At 54.9% G+C, this 21,100-nt stretch carries 19 protein-coding genes and 1 other RNA gene; 10 read left to right on the top strand and 10 right to left on the bottom strand.

Translation table 11 applies throughout. The features are described 5' to 3' along the window. Positions 1–70 precede the first annotated feature (70 nt). On the top strand, positions 71–457 hold the full coding sequence (locus A8710_RS00375) for a hypothetical protein (protein WP_068857472.1): 387 nt from the start codon (positions 71–73) through the stop codon (positions 455–457). A 30-nt stretch (positions 458–487) separates the two neighbouring features. Here the strand turns inward: A8710_RS00375 and A8710_RS00370 are convergent, their stop codons facing one another. Both A8710_RS00370 and A8710_RS00365 read right to left on the bottom strand, forming a co-directional pair. Further along, positions 488–1,036 (bottom strand): cytochrome b, encoded by a 549-nt coding sequence (locus A8710_RS00370; RefSeq protein WP_068857471.1) that lies wholly within the window; start codon positions 1,034–1,036, stop codon positions 488–490. 97 nt (positions 1,037–1,133) lie between these two features. Beyond that, positions 1,134–3,131: an alkyl/aryl-sulfatase gene (locus A8710_RS00365; RefSeq protein WP_082968560.1), complete on the bottom strand. Its 1,998-nt coding sequence runs from the start codon at positions 3,129–3,131 to the stop codon at positions 1,134–1,136. A 592-nt stretch (positions 3,132–3,723) separates the two neighbouring features. Here A8710_RS00365 and A8710_RS00360 point away from each other — a divergent pair. Both A8710_RS00360 and A8710_RS00355 read left to right on the top strand, forming a co-directional pair. After that, a complete protein-coding gene (locus A8710_RS00360) occupies positions 3,724–4,476 on the top strand; it encodes a TIGR04255 family protein (RefSeq protein WP_068857469.1) in 753 nt (250 codons plus the stop codon). A gap of 40 nt (positions 4,477–4,516) precedes the next feature. After that, positions 4,517–5,020, top strand: a complete 504-nt coding sequence (locus A8710_RS00355) for a hypothetical protein (protein ID WP_068857468.1) — start codon at positions 4,517–4,519, stop codon at positions 5,018–5,020. A gap of 570 nt (positions 5,021–5,590) precedes the next feature. Here A8710_RS00355 and A8710_RS00345 read toward each other — a convergent pair. Next, complete coding sequence (locus A8710_RS00345) at positions 5,591–6,229, bottom strand: recombinase family protein (protein ID WP_068857466.1); 639 nt, start codon at positions 6,227–6,229, stop codon at positions 5,591–5,593. Between the two features lie 673 nt (positions 6,230–6,902). Further along, entirely contained in the window at positions 6,903–7,367 is a 465-nt protein-coding gene (locus A8710_RS00340; RefSeq protein WP_157686220.1) for a hypothetical protein, read from the bottom strand. Between the two features lie 115 nt (positions 7,368–7,482). Between A8710_RS00340 and A8710_RS00335 the strand changes: the two genes are divergently transcribed. Then, entirely contained in the window at positions 7,483–7,725 is a 243-nt protein-coding gene (locus A8710_RS00335; RefSeq protein WP_068857464.1) for a helix-turn-helix domain-containing protein, read from the top strand. Positions 7,726–7,990: 265 nt separating this feature from the next. Here A8710_RS00335 and A8710_RS00330 read toward each other — a convergent pair whose 3' ends face one another. Next, positions 7,991–8,743, bottom strand: a complete 753-nt coding sequence (locus tag A8710_RS00330) for a ParB/RepB/Spo0J family partition protein (RefSeq protein WP_068857463.1) — start codon at positions 8,741–8,743, stop codon at positions 7,991–7,993. 458 nt (positions 8,744–9,201) lie between these two features. On the opposite strand from A8710_RS00330, the gene A8710_RS00325 reads away from it, so the two are divergent. Beyond that, positions 9,202–9,918 (top strand): hypothetical protein, encoded by a 717-nt coding sequence (locus A8710_RS00325; protein ID WP_068857462.1) that lies wholly within the window; start codon positions 9,202–9,204, stop codon positions 9,916–9,918. Positions 9,919–10,055: 137 nt separating this feature from the next. On the opposite strand, the gene A8710_RS00320 is transcribed toward A8710_RS00325, so the two are convergent. Both A8710_RS00320 and ssrA read right to left on the bottom strand, forming a co-directional pair. Then, positions 10,056–11,741 carry a site-specific integrase gene (locus tag A8710_RS00320; protein WP_157686218.1) on the bottom strand — a complete coding sequence of 562 codons (1,686 nt, stop codon included), beginning with the start codon at positions 11,739–11,741 and terminating at the stop codon, positions 10,056–10,058. A 116-nt stretch (positions 11,742–11,857) separates the two neighbouring features. After that, positions 11,858–12,212: a transfer-messenger RNA gene (gene ssrA, locus A8710_RS00315) on the bottom strand. Positions 12,213–12,317: 105 nt separating this feature from the next. Between ssrA and A8710_RS00310 the strand changes: the two genes are divergently transcribed. Together A8710_RS00310 and A8710_RS00305 are read left to right on the top strand one after the other, a co-directional pair. Then, positions 12,318–14,837 (top strand): penicillin acylase family protein, encoded by a 2,520-nt coding sequence (locus A8710_RS00310; RefSeq protein ID WP_068857460.1) that lies wholly within the window; start codon positions 12,318–12,320, stop codon positions 14,835–14,837. Positions 14,838–14,851: 14 nt separating this feature from the next. Beyond that, positions 14,852–16,243, top strand: coding sequence for an aldehyde dehydrogenase family protein (locus A8710_RS00305; protein ID WP_068857459.1), 1,392 nt, complete (start codon positions 14,852–14,854; stop codon positions 16,241–16,243). Positions 16,244–16,299: 56 nt separating this feature from the next. Here the strand turns inward: A8710_RS00305 and smpB are convergent, their stop codons facing one another. Continuing rightward, positions 16,300–16,770: an SsrA-binding protein SmpB gene (gene smpB, locus A8710_RS00300; RefSeq protein WP_068857458.1), complete on the bottom strand. Its 471-nt coding sequence runs from the start codon at positions 16,768–16,770 to the stop codon at positions 16,300–16,302. A gap of 89 nt (positions 16,771–16,859) precedes the next feature. On the opposite strand from smpB, the gene A8710_RS00295 reads away from it, so the two are divergent. Both A8710_RS00295 and A8710_RS00290 read left to right on the top strand, forming a co-directional pair. After that, positions 16,860–18,008 (top strand): hypothetical protein, encoded by a 1,149-nt coding sequence (locus A8710_RS00295; RefSeq protein ID WP_068857457.1) that lies wholly within the window; start codon positions 16,860–16,862, stop codon positions 18,006–18,008. After that, the gene (locus tag A8710_RS00290; RefSeq protein WP_068857456.1) at positions 18,008–18,313 is read left to right on the top strand and encodes an RnfH family protein; all 306 of its coding nucleotides are present in this window, start codon (positions 18,008–18,010) and stop codon (positions 18,311–18,313) included. Before A8710_RS00295 ends, A8710_RS00290 begins: the two co-directional genes overlap by 1 nt. On the opposite strand, the gene A8710_RS00285 is transcribed toward A8710_RS00290, so the two are convergent. Beyond that, positions 18,310–18,846: an outer membrane protein assembly factor BamE gene (locus tag A8710_RS00285; RefSeq protein WP_068857455.1), complete on the bottom strand. Its 537-nt coding sequence runs from the start codon at positions 18,844–18,846 to the stop codon at positions 18,310–18,312. The two genes, A8710_RS00290 and A8710_RS00285, sit on opposite strands and share 4 nt — an antisense overlap. Positions 18,847–18,980: 134 nt before the next feature. Here A8710_RS00285 and fur point away from each other — a divergent pair, with 134 nt between their 5' ends. Continuing rightward, positions 18,981–19,415 (top strand): ferric iron uptake transcriptional regulator, encoded by a 435-nt coding sequence (gene fur / locus A8710_RS00280; protein WP_068857454.1) that lies wholly within the window; start codon positions 18,981–18,983, stop codon positions 19,413–19,415. Between the two features lie 25 nt (positions 19,416–19,440). Here the strand turns inward: fur and recN are convergent, their stop codons facing one another. Then, a complete protein-coding gene (gene recN, locus A8710_RS00275) occupies positions 19,441–21,096 on the bottom strand; it encodes a DNA repair protein RecN (RefSeq protein ID WP_068857453.1) in 1,656 nt (551 codons plus the stop codon). Positions 21,097–21,100: the final 4 nt, after the last annotated feature.

Raw genomic sequence — 21,100 nt, 5'->3', positions numbered from 1 at the left:
AAAGCGGGTGGCTTGCTTGCGGCGTTTGTTTTGCTAGAGTCGCCGCATCGTCAATAGAAGAAAAAATCCCATGCTCATTCGCTTAGCTGTTTTCCTTATGGTCGCCGTGCTCATGTTGTCTGGCTTATGGTGGTTTTGGCCAAAGCCGGAACAAGCGGTTGCCGCTGCCGATACGCCCATGGCGGCTCCGGGTCTGGTGATTCAATGGCAGGTGGCTCAAGGCCAGCGCGTCACCGGCCCGGCAAAATTTGCGGTGCGCGTAGGGGAAACCATCACGCTGGAAGTCGGCTCAGACCGTAATGACACACTGCATATTCATGGTGATGACCTCACACTGCCGCTGCTGGCGGGCAAAAACATGCGCTTAGAGTGGACGCCCAAGCACAGCGGCCGCTTCGAGATTGAGCTGCACCACAGCGATGCCGTGCTGACGCAAGTAGATGTCTTGCCAAAATAAGGGGGCTGCTCAACTCCCCAGAAAATTAACTTATGGGCTTTTTTTCTTGGGCAGCATGCGTTGCAGCGTGTTGTCCTTTTTAACGTAATGGTGCCAAAGCGCTGCACCTGCATGAAGGCCAACCAAGACCAGCAGAATCTCGCCGAGCTCCTCATGCCATTCCTTCAGCTCCTTTGCGAATGGCATGTCCAGGGCGGCGACGGAAGGCACTTCAAACAAGAAAAACCAATTAATAGGTTTGCCTGCCGCACTGCTCATCCACCAACCTAGGAATGGAATGGCGATGAGTAGTCCGTAAAACGCCCAGTGCACAGATTGCGCGACGATGCGAAGAGCGCGAGGGCCTGGCGCAGCGGCGGGGCGCACGATAGTAAGCGTCATCATGATGCGCAGCACCATGATAAAAAGCACACTGATGCCAATGCTTTTATGCAGGGTGATGAGTGTGCCTTTCAGTGACTTATCGCCTAACTCCTCTGCAACAAACACCAGCGCAAACGCGGCTAAAACAAGGGCGGCCACTAACCAATGAAAGCCAATGATCAATGAAGGGTAATGCGTGGGTCTGGTCGAGGCCATGTTGCTGGTCCAAGTGATTTAGTAGGGCAAATTTAGCATGCCAGTTATTGCACCAATCTGTCGAGATGATGTAGGTCTGTACAGCTTGGTGCTCCACTTAGGGCGTGACGATATTGAAGCTGCCATTGGGCTGATGAAACAGTGCGAAAAAGCGCACCAGATCCACTCGGCTGCCTTCAACTTGAAGGTCGTCGGAGAGCAAGGTGTCGTTGAGGCCGGCTTTGCCCATGATCATTTTTAAGTAAATGTCGCGCGTCAGCTTCAGCGTAGCCGTGGCATTGGCATCAGTGCCCGATCGGTGATGCAGCACCGCATTTTTGACCTGCAGCGCATAGCTCTCGCCACTGTCGGTAAAGACAAAGTTCACCTTCAGCGCCTTGCCCTCGGCTTTGTCCGCTTTCAAACGGGCTGCCATGGCCTCGAGAAAACGCGGGATTGGCGTATTGCGCAGCAGCTCTTGCGTGCTGCTCATATCCAGAACCTTTTCCGGTTTGCCGTGGCGCAGCTCATACGCCCCCGTCAAATAGGCATCGCGCCAAGGTGCCGACTCCGATTGATAGCCCAGTTGGTCGTAGGTATGCGCGAGCAGAGCCTTGGCTTTGGCGTGACCGGGCTCGGCAAACACTAAGTGATTCAGCACTTCAGCGGCCCAGCGGTACTCGCCGGCATCCACACTCTGCTGCGCTTTCTTCAGCACCTCATCGGCGCCCCCCATGAATTCCACGTATTTTTTGGCGGCACTTTCGGGCGGCAGGGGGTTGAGGTTGGCAGGATTGGCGTCGTACCAACCGAAATAGAATTGATAGACGGCCTTGGTGTTGTGCGCCACGGTGCCGTAATAACCTCGGCTGGAGAACACGCTATTGAGGCTGGCGGGTAGCTTTACCTCCTCAGCGATCTCACGCGGGGTATAGCCCTGCAGGGCAAGGTGTAAAGTCTGGTCGTGAATGAACTTAAACGTGTCGCGCTGAGTTTCCAGCAAGGCTTGTACCCGCTCTTTTCCCCACACCGGCCATTGGTGCCCGCCGATATAGACCTCGGCATCGCTAAACAGTGTGAGCGCCTCTTCCAAATAGTCACTCCACTTAAGGGCGTCACGCACTTTGGCACCGCGAAGGGTGTAGAGGTTATGCAGGGTGTGAGATGCCAGCTCAGCGCCGAAGAACGCCTTCATGTCGGGTGAATAAAAGGTCATTTCAGCAGGGGCTTCGGATGCCGGCGTATTCTGAAAAATAAAGCGCAGGCCATCGATCGTCAGCTCTTGCCCCGTATGGGTAATCAGCTCAGTGGGCGCCAAAATACCAATCGTGCCATAGGCCGTGCCTTTGCCAAGACCAGTGTCGATGTGGCCACGCGGCGTATGCGCCAGATTCTTGCCATACATGTACATGGAGCGGCGCAGCATGGTGACGCCCGCCAGCACGTTTTCGCTGGTGGCCTCTTCCATAAAGCCCGTTGGCGCGATCACCCGTAATTTCTTCTGACGGGCTTGCTCTGCAGTGACAATCCCCAGCACGCCACCGAAGTGATCAACATGGCTATGGGTGAAAATCACCGCAACGATCGGTTTAGTTCCTAAGTGTTGGCGAGCGAAAGCGATGGCACGGGCGGCCGTTTCTTTGGCCGTGAGAGGATCCACAATGATCCAACCTGTGCGCCCTTCAATAATCGTCATGTTGGAAATGTCATAGCCGCGCAGCTGATACACACCGTCGCGGACCTTGAACAAGCCATGAATATTATTGAGCTGCGCTTGTCGCCACAGGCTGGGGTTCACTGAGTCGGGAGCGGGCCCTTTAATGAAGTCATAGCTGGGCATGTCCCACACGATGCTGCTGCCCTCTTCAGTGGTGCGCAGCACCCTCAGCAGCGGATCGCGGGCAATGAGGCCGCGTTTAGCATCTGCAAAATCCTGCTGGTCGGTGAAGTCGAGTTGCTTGAGCACACTGGCGTTGGCCTCGCGAGTGGCGGCCGTCGCTGGCGTGTGGCCTTGGGCATCGGCATCAGATGCCAGGGGCACGTTGTCGCAGGCGGTAAGCGTGAGGGTCAGCAAAAGGGCGTAGCAGCCCCGAGACATGCGTCGTATGTGATTCATGATTTTTCTCGTGTGTAGACGTAGCGGCTTAGATGGCTGCTCGCCTTTTCTTTTTATAGTGGCCGACTGAGACTAACCGCTTGTGGGCTAGCGGCCAAGAAAAAACCCGCCGAGCGTTCGCTGGGCGGGTTTTAGGTCTTGCATTTGGTGGAGATGGCGGGGAACCGACATTCAACGACAAAACCCAGTATCTATGCGGCTTCCAGCGGCATGTGGACGGCCAATGTATCCAGCGATGTATCCATAATCTGGTACTTTATTATGCTACTGCGGTATTCCCGCTGAGCACAATACAGATACCGAAGCGCTTGCATTGGTCGTATGCCTTCAATGCTTTCTTTAGTTCGCCAGTGAACTAGAACAGGCCTTCCACTGTTTCCATGGGCTGGTGAGCCCCCACATCTCCAGCTTGAAAAGACCCACTTTGGATTCTTGCTTGGGAGGGTGGCACACCGGCTTGCGATGGGGGCAATACGTTTACCTTACTTTTTAAAGACGCTATGCAGGCTCACCTTGAGCACTCAACAGTGCACGAATAAATTTGTGTTACTCTTCGAAAAAGCAAATTAAGGGATGCGCGCCGCGCGAGCACATGTCAAAACTTTTACCGGTTCGGCTCGAAAAAGAGCCTCTTATCGAGGCGGTATGTGAACTTCGTGTTCTGAGCAATGTGGCTCTGAATACATACTTCCCGGGCATACTCCTTGCGAAGCATCCGATGGACGTCACAGACCTTCGGCAGTTGCCTGCGATGATGATTCCTGAGCAAGTGAGAGCGGCCCAAGCAGAGATGGCTTTTGCGCCGCTTGTACAGCTGCGATTTAAAGGCATTTTGGTCATGGTTGGGGAGCGATCGCTTGTTGTGGCTAACCCTGCTCCTTACTTGGGCTGGGCTGCATTTAGAGCGCTTATAGTAGAGGTATTCACTGTTTTGCTCGATGCAAACCTTGTCATAATGATCGAGCGATATTCGATCAAATATACGAATGTATTCAAGGAAAATGAAGTGCCGGAGCCGCGCTCAGCACTAGCATGGAAATTTGAAATCGCCGACCTCGATCTTAAAGTAAACACCACAACTTTGCGCACAGAGACAATAGTCGACGGCTTTCTGACAATTATTACTATGAGTGGCGGTGTCACTGCTCAAGCCGAGGGCGTAGCCCCTATGCAGGGCGCATTAATAGACATCGATACGATTTCCCAAGCTCAGCCGCAGGGCCCTAGCGACTTTGCTAGCTCGATGTCAGTCGCCCTAGACCAAGTTCGTTTAGCCAATAAGACTGTATTCTTTAAATGTCTGACTGACGAGGCAGTTGATGCACTCAAACCTATCTATAAGTAATAGAGGCGCTTTCAGTACGCTTGGTAGCTCGATAGTAGCTATGGCGAGCTTTTTAGCCGTTCCGTCTGCTTCGGCAGCGCCACAATATATCGACCTGCAGAATCCTGTATTCACAGAATATGCTACCTCTGATACTTGGCAGTCATCAGTGGTCAAGCCCGGGCCTGTCTCGATGCTTTTAAGCGACGCTGCAAAAAGGGTCATAGGTGAGGCTGGGCTAATGCGCCTGAGAGATTTCATTCAACTGCAGGCTGGTTGGGATGGGAGGGCGAGCAGGCCCCTGAATCTGAGCTCGGTTACAGCGTTTTCTGCTTTCTTCGATAAAACCCGGTTTTTCCCAGCCAAGATGGGTATCTTTATGTCTGCTCAGGGCAATGTCGTTGTTAATTGGCCTGATGCGGCGGGCAAGCTTGTGGAGTTAGAGTTTAACTCTTTGAGAGTTGACTACTTTATCGAGAGTAGTGGTGTGGAAGAGTCCGTCGCCATGGGCGCTAGTGGGTTCAACCAAATACTGGACGAGATTAAGAGGCACGAAGCAGCTTAATGGCGAATGGCGACTTGCTTGACGGTAGTGAGGAGGTCATTCGTGCTGCTATGCATCCATATTGGGATGCGAATCTAGGGCGAGCAACGCCATCTGCATTCACCTCAACCGAGGTGTCCGTAAGCAGGCTTGCCATCCTTGATCTTGATCAAATCGTCTCGATTCTCAAGAGAGACTTTAATAACAGAATGCACTCTGATGGTGAGTCCAAGGAGATACGGTCTCTGGGGCGAGCGCGAGTATCTGACATCATTCAGGTGGTCGACATTCCGTCAGAAGAGCCTAACGGGAGCTTGCCTACCGTAGTCCTGACCGTGGTGGAGGACAGCATCGAAAACGAAAATGATATCCCTGATAATCCTTCGCATGCGCTAATTTGCAGTTGGGACCGTGCGGAGCCTACTAGGCCTAGAAAAATCCCTCGTGGAATAGCTAATCGTCTGCTTGCCCTATTTACGTGGGAAACCTTATCTAGCGAGCCCGTAGGTATCTCCCGTGGTGGCGATGCGGTCCCTAGTTAATTATGTAGATGTATCTTTCCTTAGTGACGACTTGGCTCGAAATTTGCGCTCACTTCCCCCATGTCGCCAGTGCCTTCTCAGCAGCGATATAATCATCCTTGATGCGATAAATAGTTGAGCGAGATAGCCCGGTTTGCTTTGCCAGCTCCATGGCCCTCATCCCATGACCAAGGCCGTCGCGAACGGTAGCAAGTTGTGCGCGGTTGTATGCAGGCTTTCTGCCTTTGTACTTAGCCTCTCCCTCGAAGGCCTTGGCGTGCTCTATGCCAGCCCTCTGGGCGATCTTGGTGGCTTCCCCTTGGGCCTGTGCCATGGCAGACATGAACGCTACTAGCGCGTCCCTGACGGCCTTCTGCATGGGGTCAGTGGTGCTGCCGTCGAAGACCATGCCGTTGATGATCGTCTTGATGATGACGCCACGCTCCAGCAGTTCTCTAATGTTGCTTGTTACATCCTCATAGTTGCGGCCTAGGCGGTCAATCCAGCGGACGACGAGGCTGTCCCCGGCCCGGAGATAGCCCATCATTTCTTTGCCAGCGGGTCTGTCGGCCAGCTTCTTATTGATGCCAGACTCCCCGTCATCCATGAAAACACGGTCAAACCTATGGCCCGCATCCTCAGCCTGCCTCTGCTGATGCTCAATAGTCTGGTCGGTAGTAGAGACGCGAGCGTAGAAGACGGTTTGCATGATGATGTCCTTTAGGGTGCTTCCCGTAGACTATCCGTGTCCTTTGATGCGGTCAACCCTTGTGGGACGTATTTGAAGCGCCGATGCGTGTTCCGCACGGGTATACCCTAGGGGACATTGCTGCCATAACTCCTACCCGAATTGGCAACCAAAGCGCTGTGCTGCTCAGTCTGCGCTGAACTCGATACCGTTGGATACCTTTGCAAAAGAGCCTCCGCAGCGGGGGCAACGCATTCCCTTAAACCATGCCACTAGCGGCGTGCTGAAATGGGTTTTACAAACGAACCGGCGGCGCTGGTAGACATCCAAGGAGCGGGGCAGCAGGCAGGTGCCCTCTTCCAGTAATGGGGCATCAAAATCCTCACAGTGGACGCAGTAGCCCGTGCGTGTAGCCCCAGCTCTGATGGCGGAGTCGCCCGGACTAATCGTTGACCGCAGCCCGCAGTCCCCACAGAGGTGTTCAGAGAGTGTCGCCACGGTGTCGCTCCTGTTGCCCAATATTACTCACTGACTGTTATCCCTTCCTGACGCAGGATGCTGTCCAACTTGGTGTAAGCGGCATCCATCGAGTCTGAGTAACCTACTCCTCGGGCTAGCTTTTTTGATGGTCTTCGCGGAGTAGCGTGGATGTAGCCCTCTGCTTTGCTGAGCACGCCGGCTCCCAATAGAAAACCTATCTTAGGTTGAACCCCATTTTGTAGTAGTCAATGCCTTCGTCAATCATGGTGACATCCAAGATTGTGTGCGCCATGTCCCGGGATTTTTCATGGCCAAAACGCTTAGCCAACTGCTCCTCGAACTCCTCGCGTAAGTGCATGGAGATAGTGTCCATCATGTGTTGCAGCTCCTCTTTTTCTCTAATGTCTGGGACATTGTCCCGGAGCCATGTTGCAGCAACGACTGCCGCTGCATATGGCCCTAGCCCTCTTGCCCTGAGCCGAGATAGGAGCTCCTGCCAATCCCTCGCGACATGCACCGTAGCGCACGTATAGGGGGTTGCTAGGCGGCTCCCGAAGCGTTCAGTGCCCATGCGAGTAATGTAGAGCCGTACCTGTGTCCCGTAGCTTGGTGCCTTGAACACTAGAAACATTATGTAGGCTGCTGCGAGCACACCGAATAGGCTGAAGAATGACGACATGAAGGGTAGCTCCGTGCTTGGTTGGATGGTCATGGTCTCATAGTAAAATCCTATTTTGGGTTAAATCCTGTAGTGGGATTATTAACGGAGTCGTTCTATTAGCTGGCGACTCATCTTGACCTCAATTTATGCAGACTCTTACAAGCAGATGCTTCTTTTACTAAAGCACGCAAGGAAGGCTGCGGGCTTCAGCCAAGCCCAGCTCGCGGAGCGATTAGGAAAGCCGCAGTCGTATGTGTCCAAGTCAGAAAATGGTGAGCGGCGGCTAGATGTGATCGAGTTTCTGGATGTGTGCCGTCAGCTTGGCCTTGACCCTTACGTGTTGCTCCGAGAAGTCGAAGCTGCGAAACCTAGGTGAATGCACAGGAGACCCCGGTACGGGGGGAATTTGCGCCTTGAGTCAGTCGAGGTGGGCTTTCACACTTTAAGTAAAAAACTTTTCCTGTCGTGAAGTACGCTGAAAGCCGCTCTATTCAAGGCTCTGCGCACGCCGTTGTTCACAGCGGGTGTTCAGAATGAACAGCGCGGCTTGTAATGCTGATGCTGCAAGGGTTTCAGCAGCATGACCTCCTTTACAGGGCTGCTTGCAGAGTATGCAGCAGACCACCCCCACAAATAATGGCTTAGAGCTTAGAGGAGCAATGCTCCAGTGACTTCATATCTGTAAGCACTCCCTCAAGAGCTTGGATAATGTCATAGCGTTTATAGGGGTCACGCTCAAGACGTGCTAGATGCGCGATGTTGCTAATGTCGAGCATCAGCTCCCTTGTGCTCCTCTTGGGTAGGTAGGCTCTAGGCTCCGCACTTCCGCAACCACTGCTATCACCTCCCATTAATTTGTGAATGCTTGGAAAGTCCTTTGCCATCCATTGCCTGATTGTGGTGTGCCCGTTAGTGCCCCCGAGGGTGGCTGCCAAAGCCCTATAGCTCATTATTTTTCGCTTAGGTAGCCGGTGGCCCCCACCTTTAATGAAAGCTTTGAAGGCTTTTCTTTTTTCCGTTTGGCTAAGGGGTTTGCCGTGAGCTGAATTTGCCAGTGCAGCAGCCTGTAGTGCCTCTCCATGGGTCATGGGGGTAATGATGGCCTCAATATCATTTAAGTGGGCTCTTGCAGTAGCTGCGTGCCGGTGCCAACCATCCACCAGTATGTACTGACCATCTACCAAGGCGATCTTTATTGGAGGGAAGGTAGCGCCATTGCTGATGGCTTTGGCGTATTTCTGGACTAGTGCGTTATCAACCTTATTTCTCATCTGGAAGTCTGGATGAGTAGTGATGTCACTGAGGCTGATTATCTTGGGGGATACATGGGGCCCGGAGGTTGCTCTATGAATTGCATCATCGAGCCTTGTGGTGCGGTTATTTGCATTCATCATGGGAGTTCTCATAGGCAGCTGCCATCGCCATAGCCACTATTAGTGGACTTGGTACGGGGGGAGCTGGTGGGTTACGGAATGTGGACAAAGGGGACTTATTGCAGCCTTCTTATCCTATGGAGGGACTCCGTAGCCCTAACTTGCCTTTGAGGTGAGCACGAGTAATGAAAATTAATGGGCAAGAAGAAAATGGTATCTCGTGCTCCAATGGGGGGACTTTCTGGGGTTGCGCTAGGTTGTGCCTGCGAGTAATTTCTCAAATCATCACACGGCCAGTGACTCCCGTATCGTCATCCGCAACATAACGGCTCTGATTACCATGCTGAATGGCGCGCCGATGAGAAAGCTCATTGGTAGGTCTGGCGTCTCATTTTCTGTCAAAGAGCCCTCTTGCTTGCCAAGCCACCCCAGTTATGGAAAATTAGATAAAACCCCTGCCCAATAAGAAGAGATTTTTCATGATTCCTCGCGCGCCATGGATTGCAGCCGCTCTCGTCCTAGCCCTCACAGCATGCAGCAGTCCCCACGATGTGGTTGTTCCAACGGATATTGCTAAATGGGAAACCGAGCTAAAGCCAGCTATTGAGGACATGTCGGAGGAAGAAAAGAACCTCCTTGCTGCCTACTTGATGCGCATAAAAATGGCTGAGGCGTTTGGGGCGGGCTCCATGAAAGAAGGCCTGACCGTAGGCGAAGCCCTCAAGCAGCAGAAGGCTTGGGTGGAGGAGCAGAAAGCCAAGGAAGCTGAAGCCCGGGCCCTGAAGGAGCGTGTTGAGGCAGAACGCGCGGCGCTTAAGAAGCTTGTTGACCAGACGCTTACAGTCGCTGTTGTGGGCCTTGAGCTGCGTGGTGCTGATTACAGTTCTGGCACCTATAGCGACTCACAGATCATAAAGCTGGCTCTTCAGAACAAAGGCAAAAAGGACATTCGCGGCGTTAAAGGCGAGATGAAGTTCATCGACATCTTCGACAAGGAGGTCGGCTCCATCACCTTTGGATACGACGACGGAATCCCGGCTGGCCAGACCCGCAGCTGGACGGGCTCCCGTGACTATAATCAGTTCATGGATGAGCACAAGGCCATCGCCAATCTCGAAGAAGGCAAATACACCACCCGCTTCGAGCCTGAGGTCATTCTCTTTGTTGATGGCACAAAGCTGAGGACTCCTGAATAGCCAACCGTGGCACCAAGAGGCTCTTGATGGGCGCTGTTGCGCAATGCCCCCACTGAGCGCTGCCCCCAGCCACTGTTAGTGGACACTTTGCGGGGTAGGGGACTTTATGGCGTTTGGTGAAGCCTGTTCTCTGCCTGCTACGCTATGGGGCTTAAGTTCAGCTCGAAGGTGATGCGGTTAAGTAGCTCTTCCTTATTTGCCAGCTCCAGTGTCCCTTGGTATCCCCTGACAACGGCTGACTCAGGCCCGGCATGACCGGTGATGTCATTAATGGAGCCGACCCTTAGATTCTTTGCACGGGTTTCGATGGTGTGCCTGAAGGCGTGGAAGCCAGTGAGTGTTTTGCCCGGTGTTTCGTCGCGGAGCCCTGTTACCTTCAATAAGTCGCGGAACCACTCTTCAGCCCTCCCTGCTGCCCTACGATTCTTTGGCTTAAATGTCGGAAACAAAAGCTGCGCTCCTTCACCGCGCACACGCTCAAAGTAGCTCAGGAACCCCTGCTTCAGCAGTTCGGCGTGCAGCGGCACATCCCGCCTAGACACCTTGTTCTTGATGGATTTAGTCACGCGTGCGTCTGCATCGCCCTCGCTAGAGATGTTGAAATACCAAATACCCGCCTCATCTTGCAGGACATCTGTCTGTGGGTTAATTTGGCATATCTCATTAATTCTCGCCCCCGTTAGAAGCCCTACAAGGGGGAGCCAGAAATGCGCTTCGGTCTGCGGGTTGTGCCTAGCATTCTGAAGCTCTTCCCCCTCAAATAGTCTCTTCAGCTCCGAGGCAGTAAATGCACGTTGTTTCCTTTCAGACTCGCCTCTGCTGCCCTTGTACGCTTCATTCTCGACTGACAGATACTCAGGGAAGCCTTGACCTCTAAAGCTGCGCTGGGAGCTGTTCAGGTAGGCTCTGACAGCAGCCTTGTAGGTGTTCTCAAAGGTGCCCGGTGCAATGCACTGTTGTGAGGGCTCTGCCAGCATTAAGTCACGCGGGTGCTTGTCTGTGTCAGCGGCTACTTTCGCCCATTGTGCGGGCAGCCGGCAGATATCTTGGCAGTACCTCTCAAGATCAACTTGGTGTAGCTCATGTATGGGTTTGTCGCCCAGCATCTGCAACAGCAGCCTAGTCCCCACATCGTACTTCCGGTACATGGGTTTCGTTTTGTCTTGGCGGGCAAGGAAGTGCTGAATGGTTCCCGAGAGTGTTAGAGAGCTATCCCCTGCGGGGACTTTAGGGGGTGCCGGCAGGATTGTGGAGGGCGGAGGAGGGGTATCAACGGGATTTCCTTCATCGCGCTCTCTGATAGCTTTTGTGGCCCTTGCTTGGGCTTTCATGAAGGCCAAACTAAAGCGTTTGCGGTCAGGCAAGTCTTGCGGGAGGTCATAGCCGTTAGAGATCAGCCAGTCTTCAACCACTGCACTCGCGTGGTCATCTAGCATTCCTCTTGAAATGGCTGACTTTCCCGACTCATCAACTTCCTTTGTCCACTCTTGCATCTTTGCCCACATAAAGTCATCTAAACCGTCGCTTCTGATGCTTTCGTCGGCAGCTAGTCGTGAGTGGATGGCCATCTCGACGAGGTGTTGAATCTCGGCATCACTGATGGAGGTCTTACGGGGCTCTTCAGGGGTGCGGAGTTTCTGCCAATGTGCAAGTAGCTCAGCATTCTCTTGAGCACAGAGACGCTTCGCTTCTTGGAGGTCGCGAGTACCGAGGCTTTTCTTAATGAGTTGTACGGGGTAGTGAGAGAGGAGGTCAACCGGCACCCGCATTTGAAATGCATAGATGCCGGAAGCTCCTTTAACGAGCCCAGTTTGTTTTGCCAATTTCTCAGTCATCCTAGGACAATAGCAGGAAAGTATCCTGAAATGTATCCACTCAGACCGCTTGAAAGTCGCGTAAACACTGGGCTTTCTGTTGCAACAACAACTTACAGCTTATTTGGTGGAGATGGCGGGGATCGAACCCGCGTCCGCCAGCACTCTACCCTCGGATCTACATGCTTAGTCTTCTCTATTGATTTAGCCCGACACGGCCCGAGAGACAGGGCATGGAAGGCGATCCTCTAGGGTTTTAGCGACGTAACACGAGGCGGGTTACGAGGCGATCCGGTATTTTTTGCGCTGACCGCCCCCGCATACCGGCATGCAAGTTTGGTCATAAGCCGGGATTAGGCGGCTAGTGCGTAGTTTTCGTCGTTTGCGACTATTTTTTTGGAGCGTTGATTTAGGAGAGACATTCCACTCTCCGCATGCACCTGCGGGCTTCATAACCAGCGTCGAAGCCATGTCATCCCCAGAGCGAGCATAGTGTGCGCTCACCGCTGGCTAATGTCACTAGCCTTGCCGCCGACCGCCGGGTCATTTACTGTTCGTGCTCTTAAAATAAGAAGAGATGCCACGATGCGTCCATCACGTTTCCTCCCATTTTCCGCCCTGAGCGCCGTATTCGCGCTGACCGCCTGCGGTTTTGGCGACGACAGTTCATCCGGCGGCGCCGCGCCGCGCACCGGCAGCTACGATGCGCGCATCGTACGTACGCAAATGGGCATCCCGCATATCACCGCGAATGACTTTGGCAGCCTTGGCTATGGCCAGGCCTATGCGTTTGCGGAAGATAACCTCTGCGTCATGATGGAAGACTTCGTCACCAGCCGTGGCGAGCGCGCCCGCTATTTTGGGGCCGATGGCAGTTATCGTATCGAGCCTAATGGCTCCGTTGCAGACAATGTCTCCAGCGATTTCTTCTGGAAATTCATGCTCGACGATACCGCTTGGCAGCGCACGCGCAACAAGACTGAGCCGCAGTTTCGCGAGCTGGTTACCGGCTATGTGGCGGGCTTCAATCGCTATATCGCCGAGCTGAAAGCGGGGCAGCATCCCGGTCGTCATGTGGCCTGCGCCAAGGGCGACTGGTTGCAGCCCATTGTTGATGCGGACCTGTACCGGCGCTTCGTGCGTCTGTCGATGCTGGCCAGTAGCTCGGTCTTTGTGAGTGAAATTGCCAATGCTCAGCCGCCGGCCATTCCGCCGCGTGTTGGTGCTGCCCGCAAAGGCGCTAAATCCACTGCGCGCCTAGCGTCTCTGCAAAACAAAAAGCGCGCCTTAGCGCAGTCGCCAGGGCCATTTGCTGAACTTCAGCAGAAAGACCATTTCGGCAGCAACATGTATGCGATTGGCAAAAATGGCAGCGCCACTGGTCAGCCAATAGTCTTTGGTAACCCGCACTTTCCGTGGCGTGGTACCGAGCGGCTTTATATTTCGCACAACACCATTCCGGGCAAAATCGACATCATGGGCTCGTCACTTTATGGCGTGCCAGCCGTACTGATTGGCTTCAATGACAAACTGGCTTGGACGCATACCGTGTCTTCTGCTTACCGCTTCACACTCTATGAACTGAAGGTGAATCCGGCGAATCCAACGCAATACCTTTACGAAGGCGGTCTGCGAGACATGACCGCCGTGCCACTGAAGGTGCAGGTCAAACAGGCAGATGGCAGCCTCAAAGAAATGACCCGCACCCTCTACAAGAGCCACTTCGGCCCAATGATTACCTTGTCGGCAGCCGGTGTGCCTATCCTGCCGTGGGCCAACGGCCTGGCGTATACCCTGCGCGATGCCAACTACGAGAATGACCGTCTGATCAATCAGTTTGGTCGTTGGAACATGGCGAAAAGCCTCGACGAATTTATTGGCTTGCACAAATCCATTCTCGGCGTGCCCTGGGTCAATACGGTGGCCAGCGGCCCGAACGGTCGCGCTTACTATGGGGATGTCACGGTCGTGCCGCATGTTACCGATGAGCAGGTCTCCAGTTGCAGTACATCGCCGTTGGGTCCCGTTATTGGTCAAGTCGCGCCAGGTTTGCCTTTGCTCGATGGCTCGCGCGCAGCCTGTGAGTGGGGCACGGATGCCGATGCGCCAGCGCCCGGTATTTTTGGTGGTAAGAACCTGCCCACACTGGTGCGCGATGACTATGTGCACAATTGCAACGACAGCTACTGGCTGACTAATCCAAAGGCACCTATCACGGGTTTCAATCGCATTATTGGCGATGAGGGCACGGAGCGGTCCTTGCGCACGCGTCTGTGCATTTTGCAGGCCGAACGTCGACTCGCTGGCAGCGATGGTCGCGCCGGTAAAACGTTCACTATTCCGGTGCTTCAAGACATTGTTTTATCCAGCCAAATCTATTCGGTTGAGCTGGCTCGTAAGCAAGTGCTGGAAGGTTTGTGCACGCAGCCCTTGGTGCTGGGCAGTGCTGGCCCGCTGGCGGCAGCCGATCAACGTGCGGCTTGTGCGGTGTTAACGGCCTGGGATGGTAAAGATAATTTGAACTCGGTCGGCAGCCATGTCTGGCGCGAATTTTTCCGTCGTGCGGCGGGCAATCTTGGCGGACTGCCCGTCGGGCTACCCGCCACGCCGCTCACGGCCATTTGGCAGACGGCGTTCTCTGCCAGCGATCCCGTGAACACGCCTAACACGCTAAACGCCAATAACCTGCAGGTGCAAATGGCCTTTGCTGATGGCATCGCAGCCGTCAAAGCAAGCGGCATCCCGTTCGATAGGCCGCTGGGTCAAATCCAATATTCCGGCGTGCATAAAAATTCGCGTATTCCGATATTCGGGGGTGAGGGTGGTGTCGGCGCGTTTACCATTGTCTCAACGCAAGGCGAAAACCTAACTAAGGAGGGTTATGGCATTGTGTACGGCAACAGTTATATTCAGACCGTCACCTGGGATGACAAGGGTCAGCCGCAGGCTGAGGGCTTTATTACTTACTCGCAGTCCACGGACCCCGCCAACCCACACTATGATGACTTTACTAAGGCCTATAGCCAAAAGCAGTGGCAGAAGCTGCCCTTTAATGCGGCAGACATTAGCAAGCAAAAAATTTCCGAGCTGCGTTTGCAGCAATAACCTGAGTACTTGATATGACCACGATCCAGCAAGCCTTTGATGCCCAGCGCGACACCGCCCTGCGGCTACGCCAATCTACCCTGGCCGAGCGCAAGGCGAAAATCCTGAAACTGCGCGATGCCATGCTCAAGTATCAGGAAGAAATTGTGCAGGCGGGCTGGGCCGACTTCCGTAAGCCAGCGGCTGAAGTGGACCTCACGGAGGTGCTGCCGGTCGTGGCCGAGGCTAATGATGCACTGCGTAATCTCAAGTCTTGGATGAAGCCTAAAGGCGTGTGGCCATCGCGCATGATGATGGGCACTAAGGGCTATATGCAGTACGAACCCAAGGGTCGCTGTCTGATTGTTTCGCCCTGGAACTACCCCGTGAATCTCAGTCTGGGGCCGCTGGTTTCTGCTATTGCTGCCGGCAACACCGCCATTATCAAGCCGTCTGAAATGACACCGCATGCGTCGGCCATCATCAGCAAAATCGTGCGGGAAGTATTTGATCCCAGCGAAGTGACCGTCATCGAGGGTGAAGCGCCGGTGGCGCAGGCCTTGCTTGAACTGCCCTTCGATCACATCTTCTTCACCGGTTCGCCGGCCATCGGCAAGGTGGTTATGGCGGCAGCGGCCAAGCACCTGACCAGCGTCACGCTGGAGCTGGGCGGCAAGTCACCGACCATCGTGGATGAAACGGCGGATATCGAGCTGGCGGCGAAAAACATCCTCTGGGCCAAGTTCACCAACAACGGCCAGACCTGTATCGCCCCCGATCATATTTATGTGCACGATAAAGTTCGTGGCGCATTCGTGGACGCCTGCGCCCGTGCGCTGAAGGATGTTTACGGTGCTAACCCGCAGGCCAGCGATTCATTGGCCCGCGTCGTTAACTCGCGTCATACCGGCCGTATTGGTGCTTTGCTGGAAGATGCCGTGGCGCGTGGCGCGAAAGTGCTGGCCGGTGGTCAGACAGACATGGGCGACAGCTATATTGCTCCCACACTGCTCGGTGACATTCCGGCCGATGCCCTGATCATGCGCGAAGAAATTTTCGGCCCACTGTTGCCCATCATTTCGTTTAGCAGCTTGGATTCCGTGATTGCGCGCATTAACGCCGACCCTAAGCCGTTGGCGCTATATATGTGGAGTCGCAACGAAAGCAACATCAAGCAAATCATGCAAGAAACCACCTCGGGTGGCGCCTGCATCAACCATTGCGTGGTGCAGTTCCTGCACGGCAACCTGCCGTTCGGCGGCGTTAACAACTCCGGCATCGGCAGCGCGCATGGTCATCACGGCTTCAAAACCTTTTCGCATGAGCGCGCGGTCGTTCGTACCCGCATCATGTTGGCGAAAATGTTCTTCCCACCCTACACGCCGTTCACGCGCAAGCTGATCTCGATCTTCCTGAAGACGGTCTGAACACTGGCCCACCCACCCCGCGAGCATCTTAGCGAGCGGGGCGGGTATGGTGTCACTTAACCTTTGTCTCTCATGATGCGGCCTTTTTCACGAGCCCAGTCTCGATTCTTTTCGGCATCACGCTTGTCATGCAGCTGCTTGCCTTTCACTACGGCGATTTCGAGCTTGGCACGGCCGCCACTCCAATACATCGACAGCGGCACGCAGGTGTGGCCTTTCTGCTGGATATCGCCAATGAGGTTGTTAATTTCGCGGCGATTGAGCAGCAGTTTACGCGTCCGTGTTGGGTCAGCAACCACATGGGTCGAGGCCGCCAACAGCGGTGTAATGTGAATGCCAATGACCCATGCTTCGTTATTCTTCAGCAGAATGTAGGCATCGGTGAGGTTGCACTTGCCCGCGCGAAGTGACTTCACTTCCCAGCCGAGCAGACACAGCCCCGCCTCGAACTTTTCTTCAATAAAAAACTCGTGACGGGCACGTCGATTTTGCGCGATGGTCGCAGGGGATGTTTTAGGCTTACTCATGGCGCAGGATTATAGGCGCATTGACGCGCTTGTATACGCGTCAAGCAGTGCCGACAATAGCGATCATTTCATTTTCAGGATTAACCGGAATGCGTGCGACGAATGAATCGCCAGCTTGGCAGCGTAGTGGGCAATTAGTAGCGCTGATGCTGGCCTTGAGTATTGTGTTTGTGCCACTGCAGGGCGCTTCGTGGCTCTTAGTCTTGGTTGGTTTTTTGCTGGCGGGTCTGCCCTTGCTGCTCGCCGAGCAGGCACTGGCGGTGCGTGCCAAGCAAGCCTCCATTGCCGGCATGCAGATACTCACTCGCGAGTCGGATGCGCCGCGCTACTGGCGCGCCTTAGCCTATAACAACCTCGCACTCAGCGTGGCCCTGAGTGCGTTATTGGCAGTGGCCAGTGGCTTATTAGCCACACAGGCCATTCAGACGCTTTGGCAGCCCGTGACGGCGACCTTGGGTCTGGCCTCTTCGGCGGTGCCAGCGGGTGGCGCACTGTGGCAGGTGATGACTTTAGTGTCTGTTCTCATCGCCTTGGGCCGCAGTTTCCGTACCGTGCCCATGGTGCTCTGGCTGGTGGTTTTTGCCGCACTGATCGCTTTGTTGCTGGCGCAAATGCTGCAACACCAAACCTTGCCGCTCACCACGGACTTGCCCATGTTGATGGGTTTGACGCAAGCAGAAGGCACGCGTGCCAGTCTCCTCGCGGGTGCACTGATGGGCGCGGCTGGTATGGGTGCCGCTGCTGCGTTGCGCGCGCAGTACGGCGAAATGAACTCTATTGCCGCACGCTGGGGATTTGGGCTGGTCTTGGTCTTGGGTTTTCTGGCGCTTCATCACGGTAACTGGTGTGCCGTGGCAGCCCTGCTCGGCGTCACTGTCACGCAATTAGCGTTAAGTGCGAGTCTTGCGCCTGCATTTGCTGAAGCCAATGCCCGTCAGTTGCCGGCACTGGCTGCACCCGTGCTGGTGATTATTCCCGTGACCTTGTTGGCGGAGTCCATTTGGTTGTTTGGTCGTGGCGATACGCTGGCCGTACTCAGTCAGTATTTGGCCTATGCCGTGGCGTTCAATCTGTTGGTGTTGTCGCTCTACACGGGCTGGGTCATGAAGATGAGCCATCTGCGTAAGGCGGTGAATTTGCCGTCCGAGTTGCTCTACAACGTGTTGCGAATTGCCTTGCGTTGGTTGGCGCCCATTACGCTGCTGCTGGCCGTAGCCTACGCACAGGCTTGGCTTTAATGCGCATTGAAGTCGCTTACGCCCGCCCGGATCGTCAGTTTCTGCTCGAACTGGAGCTGCCGGAAGGTGCCACGCTGAGTGATGCGGTGACGGCAGCCAAGTTACATGAGCAATGCCCTGAGCTATCAACAGATGGGCTAACGGTAGGTGTGTGGGGGCAAATCGAGAAGTCGCCTGAAAGCCGGAAATTGAAGGCGGGGGATCGCGTAGAAATTTATCGCGCGCTGACCATCGACCCCATGGCTGCGCGTAAGGCGCGTGCTGACAAAGTGCGTCAGCAGCGCGCCAAAGCCGGCAGTATTTAGGGCTGGATTTCTGGTGGCAGTGTAGCGTCCGAGCCTGGCTTAACGGTGGTCTCTGCAGGGCGAGTATCGGCTGGCGTGATCTTGTTCTGCTCTTGGCTGGCTTGCTCGCGAACCGTCGTGTCGTTCGCACGCACGGCGCTATCTTGGCTGCCAGGGAGTGAGGTGTTTTTCACAGGCAAGTCGCCCGCAAGCTCCGTGCGTAACACCACGCCAGCGGCAAAAAATACGCTGAAGCGACGGTGCGGCACGGGGCTCAGCTTGCTTTCTTTGGCATAGGTGCCAGGAATGAAGCGATAGGTGTAATCCCACCGGCTGGGATTAAGGGTGTCGGTAATCAGCGGCGTGCCGAGAACATAGCGAACCTGCGCAGGCGTCATGCCCGCCTTAATCTGATCGGCCTGTTCTTTGGTGACGGTTTGACCTTGCACGATGTCGATACGGTAGGCGGTAAACAGATTTTTGCAGCCGCTGGTGGCGAGTGTTGTGGTGACAACAGTCGCCAGCATTACGGCAGTCATTAGCTTTCGTTGCATGGGCCGACGGCTCCTTAGTCAAATTCGGTGTCAATGTTCGGTCAGAATCGATCTGAAATACCGGAGGCGAGTGGTAATGCCATCATCGGTCGCGTCGCGCTATCATACGGCATCACCCGCTCAGAGATGAATCCATGTCGATCAGCAATAACGAATTGCGCAAAGCAGGTCTCAAGATCACCTTGCCCCGTGTGCGAATCCTTGAATTGCTCGAGAGTTCGCCCGTTCATCACCTCAGTGCTGAAGATGTTTATAAGGCTTTACTCGCTGCAGGCGAGGATGTGGGCTTGGCCACGGTCTATCGTGTCCTAACGCAGTTTGAGGCGGCGGGAATTGTGGAGCGCCACCATTTTGAAGGCGGTCACTCGGTCTTTGAATTGAAAGATGATGAGCACCATGACCACATTGTCTGCACCGACTGCGGTCGTGTCTGTGAGTTCCACGACGATGTGATTGAGGCTAGGCAAATCGCCGTGGCGGAGTCGCTGGGTTTTAGTTTGACAGGGCACTCCTTGCATCTTTATGGCAGCTGCTTAAAAGACGGCTGCTCGGGCAAGGCCGGCGATTAAGCTGCCAGCCCACCGTTCTGCGCGTCTAGGCCTCCAGCATGGTGGCCGCGTGTCGGCGAGTTTCATCGGTAATGGTGATGCCACCTGACATACGCGCAATTTCTTCGATGCGTTGCTCATGCGAAAGCGCCACGACGGTGCTGTGGGTGTTGCCGTCGCTGACGCGTTTCTCTACCCGCAAATGCTGATGCCCTCGGGCCGCGACTTGAGGTTGATGCGTAATGCTAAAAACCTGAGCGTGCTCACCCAACGCGCGTAGTAATCGACCGACCACTTCTGCAATACCCCCGCCAATCCCCACATCGACCTCGTCAAAGACCATGACCGGGACGGGCGAGTGGCGTGCGTGCACGACTTGAATGGCGAGCGAAAGTCGCGATAACTCACCGCCTGAGGCCACCTTTGCCAATGGCCTAAGCGGCTGGCCCGGATTGGCACTGAACAGAAACTCAATGTCATCAAGCCCATGCAGATTGGGCTTTGCTAGCGCGGTCAGTGTTAATTCGAGGCGTGCATTGCCAAGGCCGAGACCATGAAGGAAGGCTTGAATCTCGTCACAAAAAGCCACGGCAGCCGTTTGACGCTGCTGACGCAAGGCGGAGGCATTTTGCATAAACGCCTGTTCGGCTTCGCGGGCGTCTTGCGCCAGCTGCGCTAAATCCTGCGCCTCGCGTAGTGACTGGCACTCTTCGTGGAGTTGCGCGGCCACATGCACAAGCTCGTGCGGCGTGACACGATGCTTGCGTGCCAGCTGATGGCAATGACTCAGGCGCTGCTCCAGCTGTTCGAGCTCACCGGGGCTGGCGTCCAAGTCGTCGAGAAAGTGACGCAAGCCAGGGCTGGCTTCCTCTAACTGAATCAGTGCCCCTTGTAAAAGCTCGACTGCGCTGCCGAGCGCGGGCGCACGATGGGTGTGGCTTTCCAGGGTTTTAATGGCGCGTTGCAAGAGTCGCGCAGCCGTGTCGCCATCGCCTTCGGTCATGAGTGTGAGGGCCAATTCGCCGTCTTGCTGAAGGCTGCCGACATGCGCCAGGGTGTCATGCCGCTGTTCGATGCTTTCGTATTCGCCCGCGCTGAGACCGAGCTGATCCAGCTCCTTTAATAGGTGCTCAACAATCTCCAGGCGCGCACTTTGGGCTGCACCAGCATTCTCGGCTTGTTTCAGCTTGTCGCTAGCCGTTTGCCAGTGCCGGAACTGCGCTGCCGTTTCCTTCGCCAGAGCGGCGAGGTTGGCGTAGCTATCGAGCATGTGGCGATGGCTGTCTTTGCGAAGCAGAGTCTGGTGTTCGTGCTGGCTGTGGATATCAATGAGTAGTTCGCCGATGTCGCGCAGATCGCCGAGCGTGGCGGGGCGGCCATTAATATAGGCGCGTGAGCGACCGTCTCGGGTAAAAGTTCGACGCAGCGTGCATTCTTCGCCTTCATCCAGCTCGCGAGAAATCAGCCATGACATGGCGGCGGGCAGGTGGCCGACGATAAAGAGCGCGCTGACATCGGCGCGTTCAGCGCCGCTACGCACAACTCCGCCATCGGCGCGATCGCCTAAGCAGAGACCTAGCGCATCCATGAGAATGGATTTGCCTGCACCGGTTTCACCCGTAATCACCGAAAAGCCACGGGAAAACTCCAGCTCTAAGTTTTCAACAATAGCGAATTGACTGATTTTGAGCAGGCTCAGCATGGCG

The organism is Perlucidibaca aquatica (assembly GCF_001676655.1).
Classification (GTDB): domain Bacteria; phylum Pseudomonadota; class Gammaproteobacteria; order Pseudomonadales; family Moraxellaceae; genus Perlucidibaca; species Perlucidibaca aquatica.
Note: the sequence above shows the minus strand (reverse complement) of the source record. Positions and strands in the feature narration are given on the sequence as shown.